14 protein-coding genes are annotated in these 16,324 nt (G+C 67.4%); 4 read left to right on the plus strand and 10 right to left on the minus strand.

Translation table 11 applies throughout. The annotated features are described in order from the left end of the window. Window positions 1–26: 26 nt before the first annotated feature. From L1080_RS18290 to thiO, 7 genes are all read right to left on the minus strand, one after another. Window positions 27–881 carry an adenylate/guanylate cyclase domain-containing protein gene (locus tag L1080_RS18290; protein WP_250775010.1) on the minus strand — a complete coding sequence of 285 codons (855 nt, stop codon included), beginning with the start codon at window positions 879–881 and terminating at the stop codon, window positions 27–29. A gap of 52 nt (window positions 882–933) precedes the next feature. Next, window positions 934–2,388 carry a M20/M25/M40 family metallo-hydrolase gene (locus L1080_RS18295; RefSeq protein ID WP_250775007.1) on the minus strand — a complete coding sequence of 485 codons (1,455 nt, stop codon included), beginning with the start codon at window positions 2,386–2,388 and terminating at the stop codon, window positions 934–936. 145 nt (window positions 2,389–2,533) lie between these two features. Beyond that, window positions 2,534–3,328, minus strand: coding sequence for an ABC transporter permease (locus tag L1080_RS18300; protein ID WP_159920088.1), 795 nt, complete (start codon window positions 3,326–3,328; stop codon window positions 2,534–2,536). Further along, a complete protein-coding gene (locus L1080_RS18305) occupies window positions 3,328–4,269 on the minus strand; it encodes an ABC transporter ATP-binding protein (RefSeq protein WP_159920086.1) in 942 nt (313 codons plus the stop codon). The genes L1080_RS18300 and L1080_RS18305 overlap by 1 nt, the downstream gene beginning before the upstream one ends. A gap of 130 nt (window positions 4,270–4,399) precedes the next feature. Then, entirely contained in the window at window positions 4,400–5,167 is a 768-nt protein-coding gene (gene thiG / locus L1080_RS18310) for a thiazole synthase (RefSeq protein WP_109327637.1), read from the minus strand. Further along, window positions 5,160–5,384 carry a sulfur carrier protein ThiS gene (gene thiS / locus L1080_RS18315; protein WP_159920084.1) on the minus strand — a complete coding sequence of 75 codons (225 nt, stop codon included), beginning with the start codon at window positions 5,382–5,384 and terminating at the stop codon, window positions 5,160–5,162. The genes thiG and thiS overlap by 8 nt, the downstream gene beginning before the upstream one ends. A 2-nt stretch (window positions 5,385–5,386) precedes the next feature. Beyond that, window positions 5,387–6,469: a glycine oxidase ThiO gene (gene thiO, locus L1080_RS18320; RefSeq protein ID WP_250775005.1), complete on the minus strand. Its 1,083-nt coding sequence runs from the start codon at window positions 6,467–6,469 to the stop codon at window positions 5,387–5,389. A gap of 134 nt (window positions 6,470–6,603) precedes the next feature. Between thiO and thiE the strand changes: the two genes are divergently transcribed. Continuing rightward, window positions 6,604–7,302, plus strand: coding sequence for a thiamine phosphate synthase (gene thiE, locus L1080_RS18325; RefSeq protein WP_159920080.1), 699 nt, complete (start codon window positions 6,604–6,606; stop codon window positions 7,300–7,302). 1 nt (window position 7,303) lies between these two features. Here thiE and L1080_RS18330 read toward each other — a convergent pair whose 3' ends face one another. After that, window positions 7,304–8,062, minus strand: coding sequence for an NUDIX hydrolase (locus tag L1080_RS18330; protein ID WP_159920078.1), 759 nt, complete (start codon window positions 8,060–8,062; stop codon window positions 7,304–7,306). A 198-nt stretch (window positions 8,063–8,260) separates the two neighbouring features. Here L1080_RS18330 and L1080_RS18335 point away from each other — a divergent pair, with 198 nt between their 5' ends. From L1080_RS18335 to L1080_RS18345, 3 genes are read left to right on the plus strand one after another with little or no spacing between them, the layout of a single operon-like run. After that, entirely contained in the window at window positions 8,261–9,622 is a 1,362-nt protein-coding gene (locus L1080_RS18335) for a hypothetical protein (protein WP_250775002.1), read from the plus strand. After that, entirely contained in the window at window positions 9,619–10,602 is a 984-nt protein-coding gene (locus tag L1080_RS18340) for a transporter substrate-binding domain-containing protein (protein WP_250774999.1), read from the plus strand. The genes L1080_RS18335 and L1080_RS18340 overlap by 4 nt, the downstream gene beginning before the upstream one ends. Window positions 10,603–10,607: 5 nt before the next feature. Beyond that, complete coding sequence (locus L1080_RS18345) at window positions 10,608–12,902, plus strand: serine/threonine-protein kinase (protein ID WP_250774989.1); 2,295 nt, start codon at window positions 10,608–10,610, stop codon at window positions 12,900–12,902. Window positions 12,903–12,917: 15 nt separating this feature from the next. On the opposite strand, the gene L1080_RS18350 is transcribed toward L1080_RS18345, so the two are convergent. Further along, complete coding sequence (locus L1080_RS18350) at window positions 12,918–14,120, minus strand: acetate kinase (protein WP_250774987.1); 1,203 nt, start codon at window positions 14,118–14,120, stop codon at window positions 12,918–12,920. Beyond that, window positions 14,117–16,252 (minus strand): phosphate acetyltransferase, encoded by a 2,136-nt coding sequence (gene pta / locus L1080_RS18355; RefSeq protein WP_250774985.1) that lies wholly within the window; start codon window positions 16,250–16,252, stop codon window positions 14,117–14,119. The genes L1080_RS18350 and pta overlap by 4 nt, the downstream gene beginning before the upstream one ends. Window positions 16,253–16,324 lie beyond the last annotated feature (72 nt).

Raw genomic sequence — 16,324 nt, forward strand, 5'->3', positions numbered from 1 at the left:
ATTAACCTGCGGCGGTTGATAAGTACTCACGGGCGGCGGAGCCGCAGCCGCCAGATGCCGAGGTCGGACGGCACCCCGCTGGGGGCGGGGGCGAAGAAGGCGCGGCGCCACGGTTTGACGCTGATACCGAGTTCCTCCAGCGTCCCCGGCTGGAGCGCCGAGAGGGTGGCGGACGACGCCATGACGTTGCCGTCCCCGCCGAGCTCCATCATGCGGGCCGCGATGGTGACGTCGACGCCGAGCCAATCGCTGCCGATCTGCCGGGGAACTCCCGTGTGGATTCCGACCCGCATCCGCGGACGGTAGCCGTCGACCTCGACATTCCGGAGCGCGTCCTGCGCGGCGAAGACAGCGTCGACGGCGCGATCAGGGCTGGGGAAGACGGCCATCACGCCGTCGCCCATCCGCTTCACCACGTGTCCGCCGCGGTCGACCATGGGTGTCTCGATTGCTTTGGCGACGTCTCGTAGCAGCGCGAGGGTGGCGGTATCGCCGGCGGGGAGGGACCAGCTCGAGAAGCCGACGAGGTCGGTGAACACGATGGTCACTTCCCGGGTTCCCCGGCCGCGGCCGGTGCGCTCGAGCAGCGCTTGCCACACCTGCAGGGCGCCGAGGCTCATCTCCCGGGACGCTCCCGGCTGATGGTCGAGGAAGCGGTCCGCCACGCGGGCCACGGCGCGTGCGGTGCCGGGGCCTGCGGTGGACAGCGGGTCGCCGAATGCCGGATCTCCCGGCAAGGCACGGCGGACCCTGCGCAGTCCCTCGATCAGCTGGGGCCGACGGTTCAGTGCTCCCACCCAGCCCAGAACCTTGTCCTGTCTGCTCTCCTCCGACGCAGCGTCGAGTTCGGCAGCGCTGTCGTCGGCCGGGTCTTCGCTCACGAGCGCAAGAGTAACCCAGCGTCACAGGCAGAAGCCCGTGACGAATCGGACATCACTGCGCTGCCCGAGCCTTCTCCCGATCGGCGCCGGTGGGGACACCGTTGGGGCCGGCCAGTGACTCCGCGTAGACCCCGACTGCGTAGGCCACCGCGGACGCGTTCTTCGCAAGAGCTGCCCGGTCGATGTTTGCGAGGGTGTCGGTCGGGCTGTGGTAATGCTTGTCGAACACGGCGTCGGGTGTGCCACCCCATTTCTGGGCCTCCTCGGCGGTCTTCTTGTCGTCGGCACCACTGAACACCCCGCCCGACGGAATTTTCTGCTCGATGAACGGACCGTAGTCGGAGCGGCCGTCGAAATCGGTGCCGTTCGCGGCAATGCCGTTCTTACCGAGGTACTCGACGAAAGTGCGCTCGATTCCCGCCGAACCTTCGGGGCCGGGCCCTTCGCCGACGTTGTCGGAGTTGTCGCCGTCGTAGGTCAGGTAGCCGGCATTCTCGGAGCCGAGCATGTCGAAGTTCAGGTAGAGCGCAATGTCGTTGCGTTCCTCCTCGCTCAGGCCGGTGACGTAGGCCTCGGAGCCGAGCAGGCCCAATTCTTCGGCGCCCCAGAAGGCGAACCGCACCGCGTTGTCGGCGTCCGGGGAACCGCCGAGCTGGACCGCCGTTTCGAGGATCGCGGCCACGCCTGTGCCGTTGTCGTTGATGCCGGGACCCTCGGGAACGCTGTCGAGATGAGCGCCGACCATGACGACATCGTCGGTGGAGCCCGTCGTGGTCTGGGCGATGACGTTACGGGACGTGCTGGTCTCGGTGCTGGTGTCGAGCGTCAGCGTGACGTCTCCGCCGCCCTGCCGGAGCGCGTCGCCGTCGGCCCTGCTCACCCCGCCGGTGGGAATTTTGCCCGCCGACGGATCGCCGAGAGTGCCACCGCTCATCGGCCCGTCTTCGTTGTTGACCACGATCACGGCCGAAGCGCCGCGCTCGGCCGCTATCTGCTGTTTGGCCGAGAACGGGCAGATACCCCGGTCGACCAGCACGATCGCTCCGTTGACGTCGAGACCGTCGTAATCCGTTGCCTCACACCCCGGCGTCTCGTCCTGGCGAGCCGGCACCAATCGCGCCGTCAGTCCGTCGGGGCCGGTGGACGGGCTGTAGGACAGTGCTCGCACCTCGAGGTCACGATCGTGCGACCTCAGTTTCTCGGCGGCGACATCGAAATTGTGGAACTCGAATTCCGGGGTCTGGACGTCGAAGCCGTTGTCCGTCAGAACTTGTGCCACGTAGTCGACGCTGGCCTCGTATCCGGGTGTGCCTGCGGCGCGGTTGCCGTCGTTGTCGTCGGCGATGGTCTGCAGTTCCTCGAGATGCGCCACCAGCGCGTCCTCGGTGACCGATCCGGCGAGAGCGCTCGCGTCGACCGGTGGCGACTCCGGTTCGCTCGTGGACGAGCACCCGGCCAGCACCAGCGCACCGGTCACTCCGACGGTGAAAAGTCCCCGTAGTCGCATGTCGGGAGCCTAACGCAGAACCACCTGTGGGCCGGTGCGAATGGATGTCGCACCGGCCCACAGGCTCCCCGCCCTGCCTACGATCCCAGCCAGGTCTCCCGACGTTCACCTGGCGGAGGGGCAGGGCGAAAGTACTCTATCGGTCTCACGCGTCGCGCTTGTTCACCACCACCAGGCTGGCCCCGAAGATCACCAGGACGAACACGGCGAAGTACACGAGACTGCCCCACGGTCCCCAGTGGAAGTCCACGCCCTGCGGTGCCCCGAGGAAATGGTTGGCATTGAGGAACGGCAGGAACGGCATGATCTTCTCACCGAATGATCCGAACAGGTTGAACAGGCTTTCGATCAGTAGCGGCCAGAGCAGCAGTAGCGCGATCGCTCCCGCCGACTGGCGCAGCAACGCACCGATCCCGACGGCGAGCACGACACACAGGAACGCGTAGATCGGCACCCCGTAGATCGACCGCCACGCATCCCCACCGGAGAGTGTGAGGGCAGCACCTGCCTCGTTGCCCGCGGTCGCCTTCGCGATGGCGTACGCCCCGAAGGTGAGGACGAACGTCAGCACGGCACCGAACGCGCCGATCAGGCCGGCCTTGGCGACGAGGACGGAAGCGCGGTTCGGAATCGCCTGGAACGTGGTGCGAATGACCCCGAAGCGGTATTCACTGGTCACGGCCAGGGTCGCGAGGATCATCAGGACCAGGACACCGAATCCGGAGACACCGCCGACGGCATCGGCCATCTGCGGCAGGAAGGGTTCGAAATCGGGTTCCTTCCCGTCCGCCATCTGGTCGTTGAAAGAGTTGATGCTGGCCTTCGCGCTCAACCCGATGACCGCGGCCAGGCCGAGACCCAGCACGACGATGATGACGGTGCACCACCACGGCGACCGGGTAGAGGTGATCTTGATGCGTTCCGCATTGAGAACAGCCATTACAGTGCACCCCTCATCACGTCGTCGACGCTTTCTGCGTGGTACTGCACGTCGTCTCCTGTCAGTTTCATGAAGGCATCCTCGAGCGAACCGCGCTGAGACGCCAACTCGTGGAGGGTGATTCCCTGCGATCCGGCGATCGCGCCGATCACGTCGGTGGACGAATCGACCACCACGAGCGCCTGCTGCCCGTCGGATCCGTCCTCGCGGACCGTGAGCCCATTCGACGTCAGCGCGCTCCGCAGCGCATCCAGTTGGGGACTGCGCACCCGCACCGTCGATTCCGAGGACTTGCTCACGAATTCCGACACCGTCGTGTCTGCGATCAGGCGCCCACGGCCGATGACCACCAGATGCTCTGCGGTGAGTGCCATCTCGGAGAGCAGGTGGCTCGACACCAGCACGGTGCGTCCCTCGGCCGCGAGGCGCTGCATGAATTTGCGGATCCACACGATGCCCTCGGGGTCGAGACCGTTGACCGGCTCGTCGAACAGCAGCACCTTCGGGTCACCGAGAAGGGTGGCGGCCAGGCCGAGTCGCTGGGACATGCCGAGCGAGAACCCACCGGCCTTCTTGCCTGCCACCTCCGTGAGGCCTACGAGGTGCAGCACCTCGTCCACCCGGCTCTTCGGCAGCGAGTTCGAGGCCGCCATCCACTGCAGGTGGGCGCGGGCGGAGCGGTTGGGGTGCACCCACTTGGCGTCCAGGAGTGCGCCCACGGTCCGGAGCGGCTGCACCAGCTCGCGGTACGGTTTGCCGTCGATCAGCGCCGTGCCCGCGGTGGGACGGTCCAGCCCGAGGATCATCCGCATCGTCGTCGATTTGCCTGCACCGTTCGGCCCGAGGAAGCCGGTGACCATACCCGGCTGGACGGTGAACGTCAGGTTGTCCACCGCCTTCGTCGCACCGAAGGTCTTTGTCAGTCCCCTCACTTCAATCATGGTGACGAGGATGCCCGAACCATGGGTGAGGCGCATCCGCCGTGGGTCTACTGTCGACTCGTCCCGTGGTACCACCCGTCCCCGGACCCACCCCGACAGAACCCTGAGAACGCCACTCGCACGGAAGTGGTCAGGACGACGCCTGTGCCCAGAATCGCTTGGGTATCCGGCCCGCGTGACGTGCCTCGTATCCCGCCACGACAGCGCCGCGCATCGCCGACGCCATCAGCGCCGGGTCCTTGGCCCGGGTGACGGCGGTGGCGAGGAGGACGGCGTCACAGCCCAATTCCATCGCCAGGGTGGCGTCGCTCGCGGTTCCGATTCCGGCGTCGAGAATCACCGGCACCCCGGCCCCGTCGACGATCATTTCGATGTTGTGCGGGTTGGCGATGCCCAATCCGGTTCCGATCGGTGACCCCAGGGGCATCACGGCAACACACCCGATGTCCTCCAGCCGTCGGGCCAGCACCGGGTCATCCGTGGTGTAGGGCAGGACGACGAAGCCGTCGTCGACCAATTGCTCTGCCGCACTGACGAGCTCGATCGCGTCGGGCATCAGGGTGCGTTCGTCGGCGATCACCTCGAGCTTCACCCAGTCGGTTTCCAGCGCCTCACGGGCGAGCTGCGCGGTGAGCACCGCCTCGGCCGCGCCCCGGCAACCCGCGGTGTTCGGCAGCGGCGCGATGTCGAGCCGCCGCAGCAGGTCGAGCACGCCGGTGCCGCCGGCCGCGTCGACCCGGCGCATCGCGACGGTCGTCAACTCGGTGCCGGATGCCACCAGCGCCTCTTCCAGCACGGTGAGGTTGGCGGCGCCGCCGGTGCCCATGATCAGCCGCGAGTCGAAGGTGCGGCCGGCGATGGTCAGGCCCTTCTGCGCCACCGGTGTCACGTCAGCCACCCTGCACCGCCGTGAGGATCTCGATGTCCCAGCCGCGGTCCACGACTTCGTCCCAGCGGGCCTTCGGGAACACGGCACCGTTGACAGCTACCGCGATGCCCTTCGTGGGCAGGTTCAGCGTCTCCAGCAGCTGGGCGACGGTGGGCGCTACCGCGAACTCGTGGTCCTCGCCGTTGACGGTGATGCCGACGGGCACCACGACTTGCTGCTCACTCATCTCTACCTCGCTACTTTCTCGAAACGTCCGGGGTCGGCAGCCTTCGCCTCGGCGAGAGCCGATCCCTCCAACAGTGCCACCGTCGCATCGGCGGTGACGGGGGTGAGCAGGACGCCGTTGCGTCCGTGTCCCGTCGCCACCACGACCCGATCCGACACTCGCCCGATCAGGGGCAGATTGTCGGGAGTCATCGGCCGCAGACCGGCCGAGGCCTCGCGCAGTTCGTACTCGCCGATCGCAGGCATCAGTGCTTCGGCGTCGGCGATGAGATCGCGCACCCCGGCGACGGTGACCTGGGTGTCGTGGCCGGATTCGTGCTGGGTGGCGCCCACGACGATTCCGTCGGCCCGCGGCACGAGGTACGCGGGACGGCCGTGCACACTGCCGCGGATGGTGCGACCCGGCGCCGGCGTCACCCCGGGACGGGCACGCAGCCGCAGGATCTCCCCCTTCACCGGGCGAACCGGAAGACCCGGCCACAGCGACGGCGACGCGACGCCTGCGGTGAGGACGATCTGGTCGGTGTCGAGCAGGCCGAGGTCGGACACACTCTCCTCGACCAACTCCACTCCGGCGTCGACTGCGCACGTCCGCAGTGCCGCCAGCAGCAACCGGTTGTCCACGGCGAGTTCCGCGACCGCGAGCAGTCCGAGCCGAACCCCACGCCCGAGCATCGGCTCGAGTTCGCGTACCTCGCTTCGGCTCAGGATCTGCAGGTCGCGTCCCTGCGCACCGACCCATTCGGCGATGGTCCGCAGATCTTCGGCATCGGCGGCGTCGAGCGCGACGGTGAGTGAACTGGCCGAAGTGAACAGCTCGACACCGGCGGCGGCCTCGAGCTCCTTGCCGAAGTCGGGCCACCGGTCCAGTGACGCACTGCCCAGTTCGAGGACACTCTCCTCGCCGGGCCAGCCCTCGGACAGCGGTGCCAGCATTCCCCCTGCCACCCACGACGCACCCGAGCCGATCGCCGGGTCGTACAGGCGGACCGACCACCCGGCGTGGGCGGCGCGCCACGCAATCGACAGCCCGATCACCCCGCCGCCGACGACGGACACCGACCGTGGTCTCAGAACCGTTGACATCGAACACCACCTCACTTCCTGCGCCGGCATGATCCGGGTCAGGTATGACGGTCGGGCTCGGCGTGAGCCCCTCTCAGCCCCACGATCCCGGGACTCCCGTGTTGCACTTTCACCGTAGAGGCTACCGTCATGCCGTGACCACCTCGCATCACACCAGCCATGCAGAACGTCGGCGTCGCCTCGGAGCTGCGCGTTTGTACCTGTGTACCGACGCTCGACGCGAAAAAGGTGACCTGGCACAGTTCGCGGAAGCCGCGCTGTCCGGTGGTGTCGACATCATCCAGCTCCGCGACAAGGGCTCGGCCGGCGAGCGCGAGCTGGGTCCGATGGACGCACGCGACGAACTTGCGGCTCTGTCCGTGCTCGCCGCCGTCGCACGGAGGCACGGCGCCCTGCTCGCCGTCAACGACCGCGCGGACATGGCGCTCGCAGCCGGTGCCGACGTCCTTCACCTCGGCCAGGGCGACCTTCCGGTGCCGTACGCCCGGAACGTCGTAGGGCCGGATGTCCTGATCGGCCGATCCACCCACAGCCGGGCGCAGGCCAGTCTCGCGGCGATCGAGGACGATGTCGACTACTTCTGCACCGGGCCCGTGTGGGCCACCCCCACCAAGCCGGGACGCACGGCGGCGGGCATCGAGCTGGTGCGTTCCACCGCCGATTCGCAGCCCACCCGACCCTGGTTCGCGATCGGTGGCATCGACGAGTCACGCGTACCGGAGATTCTGGCTGCGGGAGCCACCCGCATCGTCGTGGTGCGGGCGATCACGGAGGCCCGGGACCCTCAGGCGGCGGCGCGCTCACTCGCCGGAATGCTCCGCGGCAACAGCTGAGTTACGGCTGATCCAGCCAGCCCAGGACGGTCGACGGCTCCAGGGTGAGGACGGTGCCCGCGAGTTGGTCGACGAGTTCGGGGTCCGCGGTCACCACGGCGGTCACCGTTCCGACGGTGGTGCCATGGCCTGCCGGCTCCGCGGTGCCACCGATCACCTCGAGCGAGTCGAGCACCTCGACGCGCGGGAGCCAGCCGTAGGTTCCGTCGGGCAGGTGGATCGTGCGGGGCAACGCCTTCGACAAGTGTGTCAGCGAGGCGTGCTCCCCCAGAACGTCGTGCCCGGCGAGGACCAGCCGTACCTCCGTGGTGCGCAGCATCTGCCAGCCCGCTTGGAACCCCGGATGGAGCGGCAGCCCTGCGACGTCGGATTCACGAACCCAGCGCAGCTCCGTGCTCTCACCGTTGGCAACGGTGGGGAGCGGGCGCTCGGCGTCGGCGATCACCGTGGTGTAGCTCCAGCCGCTGGCGGCTTCCATCGTCACGACCTCGGTGCGCACCCGGATGGCCGCGCTCTCGATGCCGGTCTCCTCGTGGGCTTCCCGGACCGCAGCATGGGTCGTCGTCTCGTGGCTGTCCCGGGCGCCGCCGGGCAACGCCCACGTCCCGCCTTGATGGCTCCAGACCGCACGATGCTGGAGCAGCACCGCCGGCGTCTCGTCCGCGAGCGGAGCACGCAACAACAATCCGGCCGCACCGTGCTTGCCCCAATGACGACTGCCGTCCGGACCGGTTGCCCAGCCGTCCCCGTCACCACGCATCGACTACCCCTGTCCGACCTGATGGGTCACCTGCAGTTCCCTCACACTAACGGTTTCTCCCTGCCTCGCCAGCTCACGGCCCCGTTCGGGCTTCGTTCGGCGGGGGCACGATCCCGCACTCCGTCCGGTTGACCGCCTCCCGGCGCGGCAGCTTATATGCTCCCCACACAGTGCGGCCGGTTTCAGAAGGGGTGCGACGTGGTTCTGCGTGAGGCACCGTCGATCGAACCCCACGGTAGCCGAGCTTTGTCGGCCCTCGGGGACGACGAGGTCGATCCGGCGGTGGCTCGCCGCAGGGAGTTGCGCGCCTTCCTCCACTCGACCCCGGCCAGACTGACAGGTCTCGGCATTCTGCTCATGCTCCTGTGCGTGGCCGCCGGTCTGGTGGCCACCTCCACGGTGAACGGCAGGGCGGCCACGCTCGACGCCGTCCTCGTGGATGCCGAACCGCTGTCGTACTCGGCGCAGAATCTGTATATCGCGTTGTCGGTGGCCGACGCCGCAGCCACGACGGCGTTCATCTCGGGGGGTCTCGAGCCGGGCGACCTTCGGGACAGGTATGCGCAGGCGATCGGCACGGCGTCGGCGGATCTCGTCCATGCCTCCGGCGGGCTGGCAGCGAGCGAGGCGGACAGCCGCCGACTCCTCGCCTCCATCTCCACCGACCTCACGGTGTACACCGGGCTCGTCGAGACCGCGCGGGCGAACAACCGGGTGGGCAACCCCGTCGGGGCGGCCTACCTCGGGGAGGCCTCGACGCTGATGCAGACGAGCCTGCTTCCGATGGCGCAGCAGTTGCACGCCGGGCACGAGGCCCGTGTGGCGTCGACGCAAAGTAACTATTCACGGCCTCCGTGGTTCGCGCTCGCGCTCCTGTTGACGGCCGCGGTGGGATTGGTCCTCACCCAGGTAGTGCTGGCCCGGCTCACTCGGCGCACGTTCAATCTCGGCCTGATTCTGGCATCGTCGGCTACCGCCATTCTGCTGGCATGGATGCTGGTAGCAGGGCTGATCTCGGCTCTCGACACCCATCGCGCACTCACCGAGGGTGCCCGGCCGCTGCACGAATTGACCACCGGCCGCATCCTCGCCCAGCAGGCGCGCACCGAGGAGACACTCCGGTTGGTGCGACGCGATTCGAACGGCGACTACGACGCGGTGTTCGACGACAAGTCCGCTCAGCTCGGTGCGGTGCTGTCGAACTATCCGCGCGAGGACGACAACCCGGTCGGTGACGCCGAGGTGACCCGGGCCGAGGAAGCATGGAACCGATGGTCGACGGCGCACGAACGGATGAACACCGTTCTCGCCGAGGGCGATTTCCTCGCCGGCGCGGCCATCGCCATCGGTCCCGGAGACCAGAACTCGGCCGCCCAGTTCACCGCTCTCGACGATGCGCTCACCGAAGGCATCGACTCTGCCCGTGATCATCTGCGCTCCCATGTGGCGTCCGCATCCGGGGTGCTGACGGCGTTGGGCCCGGGGGCCTTCGCCCTGACGCTGATCGCCGTGATCGGAATTATCATCGGACTGTGGCCGCGGTTGAGGGAGTATCAGTGAGGCGGCACCGGATAGCACCCGTGGTGCTGGCGCTGGCGATGCTCCTCTGCGGTTGCGCCCAGTCGACGTCGGGGCACGTCGGTTCGCCGAGCATCTCGTACACCGAACCGCCGTTGCCCGCCGGCGTCGCCCCGGCACCGACGGACCGTTCGACGCCTTCTCCCGCGCCGGGCGGCGACTGCGGCGATCCCACAGCCAGTCTGCGCCCCGTTTCCGACGCAGGCCCACCACCACCGAGCCCGACAGTCGACGCCATCCGCGCGCGGGGCAGGCTGATCGTCGGGTTGGATACCGGCAGTAACCTCATGAGTTTCCGCGACCCGGCCACCGGCACGATCGAGGGGTTCGATGTAGACATCGCCCGTGAGATCGCACGGGATCTCTTCGGTGACCCGGAGCGCCTGGAGTACCGAATTCTCACGTCCGCCGATCGTGAACGGGCGCTGCAGGAGTCGCTGGTCGATGTCGTCGCCAAGACGATGACGATCACCTGCGACCGGCGAGAGCGGGTGGCGTTCTCGAGCCAGTACTTCGAGGCGCGACAACGGGTCCTCGTCGTCAAGGGCTCGCCCATCCGCGGTCCGGCGGATCTGGCCGGACAACGGGTATGTGTGGTGCGCGGCACCACGTCGTTGGAGCGGCTGCAGCAGGTGGCGCCGACGGCCGAGATCCTCACCGTGCCGATGTGGTCCGACTGCCTGGTGGTGTTGCAGCAACGGCAGGTCGACGCGGTGACGTCCGACGACACGATTCTGGCCGGACTGGCATCTCAGGACCCGTACCTCGAGATCGTCGGGGACAGCATGGGCGCCGAACCGTACGGAATCGGCATCACCAAATCGAACGAGGACCTCGTGCGGTTCGTCAACGGCACCCTCGAGCGGATCCGCCGCGACGGAACCTGGACCGACTCCTACAACCGCTGGTTGTCGATGCTGGGACCGTCGCCCGTCCCTCCGGCCGCCGTGTACCAGGACTGAGGCCGATGTCCCAGGAGAATACGGGGTCGCCGGATCCGGAGGTCGCCACCCAGGCTGCGCCCCGCGAACCGGAACAGGCCACTCAGGCTGCACCCCGCGAACCGGAACAGGCCACGCAGGCTTCGCGTCCATCGGGAGCCTCGACGACAGGTCGCTCGACGAGGTCACCGCGCAGTCGCTCCGGTGGCCGCCTGCGCCTGGGTGGTGGGCTCGTCGAAGTGCCGGTGGTGAAGACGGTCGACCCGGCTTCGGCCGTGATGTCGGACCCGACGGTTCCCGAGAACAAGCGGTTCTGCTGGAAGTGCGGCAATCCGGTCGGCCGGAAGTGCGCCACTGCGGAAGAGTGCGAGTTCGGCACATGCCCTTCGTGCGCCGCCACTTTCGACTTCCGGCCGCTTCTGCGGCCTGGCGAGCTGGTGAGCGGCCAGTACGAGGTGCAGGGATGCATCGCGCACGGCGGTCTCGGGTGGATCTATCTCGCAATCGACCGCAACGTGAGCGATCGATGGGTGGTTCTCAAGGGTCTGTTGCATTTCGGTGATGCCGAGGCGCAGGCGGTCGCCGTGGCCGAACGCCAGTTCCTCGCCGAGGTGGCGCACCCGAGCATCGTGAAGATCTACAACTTCGTCGAGCACCCCCGATCCGACGGGACTCCGATGGGGTACATCGTCATGGAGTACGTGGGCGGGCACTCGCTGAGGGACGTTCTCTCGACGCACCACCGCCCCGAACGGATGCCCATCGAGCAAGCCATCGCCTATGTGCTGGAAATACTTCCGGCACTCGACTATCTGCACTCGACGGGCCTGGTCTACAACGACCTCAAGCCCGACAACGTGATGGTGACCGAGGATTCGCTCAAGCTGATCGACCTCGGCGCGGTCGCGGGCATCGAGGACTACGGCTATCTGTACGGCACACCAGGTTTCCAGGCACCGGAGATCGTGAAGACGGGCCCGACCGTCGCCTCCGACATCTACACGGTGGGCCGCACGCTGGCGGTGCTGACGCTCGACATGCCCTCCGACAAGGGCCGGTACCTCGACGGGATACCGACGCCCGACAACGCGCCGCTGCTGGCCGAATACGAGTTCTTCCATCGCCTCCTGCTGCGTGCCACCGATCCCGACCCCGCGAAGCGTTTCCGCTCGGCGCAGGAGATGGCCGGTCAGCTCACCGGCGTGCTCCGTGAGGTACTCGCGCAGCAGACCGGCGAGGAACACCCCGGACTCTCCACGGTGTTCAGCAGGCAGCGAACAACTTTCGGCACCGACGAGGCCATCGAACAGACCGACGTCTACGTCGACGGTGTGCAACGGGACCAGAAACTCGATGCGCGCTCGGTGGCGCAGGCGCTGGCGGTGCCGCTGATCGATCCCACCGACCCCAACGCTCCCCTGCTGGCCGCCGCCGTTCACAGCGAACCGCAGCAGACGCTCGACTCCCTGCGACATGCCCGGGACAACGGCGTCGAACGCCTCGTCGGAAGTCCCGATGTGTCGTTTTCCCGCGAACTCACGCTCGCCGAGATCAAGGCCCACCTCGATCTCGGTGACGCGGCCACGGCACTCACCCTGCTCGGGGAAGTGGAGGGAGACGTCGGCGACAACTGGCGGATCGACTGGTATGCAGGAATCGCCGCACTGCTCTCCGGCGACTACGAGGCAGCCTTCTCCCACTTCGAAGGCGTGCTGCAAGCGATGCCCGGTGAGACGGCACCCAAGCTCGCCCTGGCCGCGACCGCCGAGTTGATCCTGCAGCACTGGGATACCTCGGACCCGGCCCCGTGGCGGTCGTTCGCGGAGAAGTACTACCGGTCGGTGTGGCGCACCGACCACAACGCGGTGAGTGCGGCATTCGGGCTGGCACGGCAACTCACCGAGCGCGGAGATCTTTCCGGTGCCCTCGCGGCGCTCGACGAGGTTCCCCCCACCTCCCGGCACTTCACCGTGGCCCGGATGACCGGTGTGCTTGTGTTGCTGTCCGGGCGGCCGATCGACAAGATCGAGGAGTCCCAGCTGCGTGAGGCGGCGCTTCGTGTGGCCGCGCTGCCGCACGAAGAGAGCCGGGCACTCCAGATGCGCACCCTCGTGCTGGGTACCGCACTCGACTGGATACGCAGCGGCCACACGTCCACCACCGAACACAGACCTTTCCTCGGTGTGCCGTTCACCGAACACGGGTTACGCACCGGCGCCGAGGCGGCGCTGCGCGCACTGGCCCGCAAAGCACCCGAACGCACCCACCGCTATGCGCTGGTCGACCGGGCCAACACAATTCGCCCGAAAAGCCTTTTCTAGCAGTCGGTCACCGGCTCAGCTACCCACCAAGTCGACTGCCGCCCGGGCGATCGCCAACTCCTCGTTGGTGGGGACGACGAGAATTTCCACCTCGGAGTCGTCCGAGGAGATGCGCCGGGCCGCCCGGGATTCCGAGCTGTTGCGGGTGTCGTCGACGATGATGCCGAGACGTTCGAGCCCCGCCAGGCTGTCGCGCCGGACATCGACGTTGTTCTCGCCCACTCCCCCGGTGAACGTGATGACGTCGGCACCACCCAGCTCCACGAGGTAGGCGCCGATGTACTTGCGGAGCCGGTGCACATACACGTCATAGGCGAGCGCGGCGTCCGCGTTTCCCTCACCGACGAGGGTCCGGAGCGAGCGAAAGTCGTTGACGCCGGACAGCCCTCGCAGACCCGACTGCCGGTTGAGGAGGTCGTCGATCCGGTCGACCGTCAGTCCTTGCCGATACAGATGGAGGAGGACTCCCGGGTCGATGTCACCACTGCGCGTACCCATGACGAGGCCCTCGAGTGGCGTGAATCCCATGCTGGTGTCGACGGCGCGGCCGCTGTGTATGGCAGACGCCGAGGCGCCGTTGCCCAGATGCAGAACTATCTGGTCGAGCTCGGAGGTATCCCTGCCGAGGAACTGGGCGGCACAGGACGACACGTACTGGTGCGACGTCCCGTGGAAGCCGTAACGCCGAATGTCGTACTCCTGCGCGATGCTCCGATCGATGGCATAGGTGGACGCCGCCGCGGGCAGGGTGTGGAAGAACGCGGTGTCGAACACTCCGACGTGCGGGACATCGGGAAGCACTTCCCGGGCCACCTCGATGCCGATCACGTTCGCCGGATTGTGCAGCGGCGCCAGGCTCGACAGATCAGAGATGGCCCGCACTACGTCGTCGTCGATGATCGTGGGCTCGTAGAACACCTTGCCGCCATGAACGAGGCGATGTCCCACGGCGACGATCCCCGCCTCACCGAGCGGCCGGCCGACCTCGGCGACCACCTCGAGGACCGTCTTCAAACCCGCGCGATGGTCGGCGATGACACCGCGTCGTTCCTCCACGCCCGTGCGGTGCCGATACACGATGTGACCGTCCGGTTCGCCGATCCGCTCGATGAGCCCGGAGGCGATCGACTCGCCGGTGTCCGGCTGTATGAGCTGGAACTTGATCGACGAAGAACCGGAGTTGAGTACCAGTACCGATCCTGCGGTGTCGTCGCTCACGTGTCTGCCCCCCGAGGTTCGAGCGCCGCGGCCTGAATGGCCGTGATGGCCACCGTATTGACGATATCCTCGACCAGCGCGCCCCGGGAGAGGTCGTTGACCGGCTTGTTCAGGCCCTGCAACACCGGGCCGACGGCGATGGCACCGGCACTGCGCTGCACCGCCTTATAGGTGTTGTTGCCGGTGTTGAGATCGGGGAAGATGAACACCGTCGCCTTACCCGCTACCTGCGAGTCGGGCATCTTCTTGTCGGCCACACTCTGCTCGATGGCGGCGTCGTACTGAATCGGTCCTTCCACCAACAGATCCGGTCGTCGCTCGCGGACGACGGCGGTGGCGGAGCGCACCTTGTCGACATCTGCGCCGGTCCCTGAATCGCCGGTGGAGTACGACAGCATCGCGATGCGCGGGTCGATGCCGAACTGCGCTGCCGTCTCAGCGGACGAGATCGCGATGTCGGCCAGTTGCTCGGCGGTGGGGTCGGGCACCACGGCGCAGTCGCCGTACGCGAGGACGCGGTCGGACAGACACATCAGGAACACGCTCGACACCGTGTTCACACCCGGCCGAGTCTTGATGATCTCGAACGACGGCCGAATCGTGTGCGCGGTGGTGTGCGCGGCGCCGGACACCATTCCGTCCGCTATTCCCCTGTGCACCATCATGGTTCCGAAGTACGAGATGTCGCCCATCACCTCCCGTGCACGCTCGAGGGTCATGCCCTTGTGCGCGCGCAGCCGGGCATACTCCTCGGCGAACGAGGTGGTGTACTCCGAGGTTCGCGGATCGAGAACCTGCGCCTCGGACAGGTCCACACCGAGTTCGGCGGCACGCCTGCGCACCTGCCCCTCGTCTCCGAGGAGTGTCAGCTCCGCCACCTGGCGTTGGAGCAATCGGCCCGCGGCCCGGAGGATACGGTCGTCGTCACCCTCCGGAAGGACGATGTGCCTGCGACCGCGCCGGGCCCGGTCGATCAGCCGGTACTCGAACATCTGCGGTGTGACCACCGAGGGGATCGGAAGTTTCAGCCGTTCGACGAGAACAGCGGGATCGACGTGCTGCTCCATGACGCTCAATGCCGTGTCGACCTTGCGTTGCGAACCGACGGCCACCCGGCCCCGCGTCTGCGCGGCAACACTTGCCGTGTCGAACGTACCCAGCGACGTGGTGAGGATCGGGAGACGCGGTTTCAAACCTGCCATCAGGTCGGCGATCGCGGGATGCGGGAGCAGACCACCATTCATGATGATCCCGGCGAGCGACGGAAACCCTTCCGCGTCGTGGGCGTTGACCATCGCCAGCAGTACGTCGGAACGGTCGGCGGGCGCGATCACCACCACCCCGTCACTCAGACGCTCGAGGATGTGCTCGGCCGTCATGCCGCCGACCATCACCCGCAGCGCTTCACGGTGCAGAAGCTCGGGATCACCACTGAACAAGGTGCCGTCGACGGCGTCGAGCAGTTCTGCCATGGTCGGCGCCGTCAACAGCGGAATCTCCGGCAAGCTCCACGCAGGCACGCCGGTGGAGGACAGCGCGGACGTGACGGCGCCGAGTTCGTCCGGGTTGCACCGATTGGCGATCACCGCGATCAGATGAGCGTGATGTGCCTTCAGTTCGCCTATGCACAGCGCAGCGAGCTGGGCCACCTCGTCAGGACTGCGGCGCGCTCCCCGCAATGCGAGGAGCACCGGCGCACCCAGGTTGACGGCAATCCTCGCGTTGTACCCGAGCTCGCTCGGGCTCGCTACGTCGGTGTAGTCGCTACCGATGACCACGACGGCATCGCACTGCTCGGCCATCGTGTGATACCGCGCGACGATCTCACTGAGCGCGCCGTCGGGGTCGGCGTGGACGTGCTCATAGGTGACACCCAGGGACTGCTCGTAACCGACGTCGGCGGTGGTGTGCTCGAGCAGCAACTCCAGGATGTAGTCGGTCTCCTCCGTCGATCGCGCGATCGGCCGGAAAACACCCACCCGTGCCGCCGAGGCACACAGCATCTGCAAGACACCCAACGCGATGGTGGACTTACCGGTGTCCCCCTCCGGCGATGCGATGTAGATGCTCGACGGCGCCGACGGGCCCGGCGGACTCACTGGTGCGGAGGTTCCAGGTGCAGCCATGGCCATAGCGTATCCGGCGGTCCGCGCCGGCGCCGTCGCCGTCGGCACCTCCGGCCACCACGATTGACAGGGGTCCTG

The sequence above is a fragment of the Rhodococcus sp. MSC1_016 genome (genome assembly GCF_023667485.2).
In the GTDB taxonomy this organism is placed as follows: Bacteria; Actinomycetota; Actinomycetes; order Mycobacteriales; family Mycobacteriaceae; genus Rhodococcus_F; species Rhodococcus_F oxybenzonivorans.

Excerpts from the sequence above, each read along its gene's own strand:
- L1080_RS18295 (WP_250775007.1), bottom strand. The coding sequence starts at position 2,388 with ATGCGACTACGGGGACTTTTCACCGTCGGAGTGACCGGTGCGCTGGTG.
- L1080_RS18300 (WP_159920088.1), bottom strand. The coding sequence starts at position 3,328 with ATGGCTGTTCTCAATGCGGAACGCATCAAGATCACCTCTACCCGGTCG.
- L1080_RS18305 (WP_159920086.1), bottom strand. The coding sequence starts at position 4,269 with ATGATTGAAGTGAGGGGACTGACAAAGACCTTCGGTGCGACGAAGGCG.
- thiS (WP_159920084.1), bottom strand. The coding sequence starts at position 5,384 with ATGAGTGAGCAGCAAGTCGTGGTGCCCGTCGGCATCACCGTCAACGGC.
- thiO (WP_250775005.1), bottom strand. The coding sequence starts at position 6,469 with ATGTCAACGGTTCTGAGACCACGGTCGGTGTCCGTCGTCGGCGGCGGG.
- L1080_RS18330 (WP_159920078.1), bottom strand. The coding sequence starts at position 8,062 with ATGCGTGGTGACGGGGACGGCTGGGCAACCGGTCCGGACGGCAGTCGT.
- L1080_RS18345 (WP_250774989.1), top strand. The coding sequence starts at position 10,608 with ATGTCCCAGGAGAATACGGGGTCGCCGGATCCGGAGGTCGCCACCCAG.
- pta (WP_250774985.1), bottom strand. The coding sequence starts at position 16,252 with ATGGCCATGGCTGCACCTGGAACCTCCGCACCAGTGAGTCCGCCGGGC.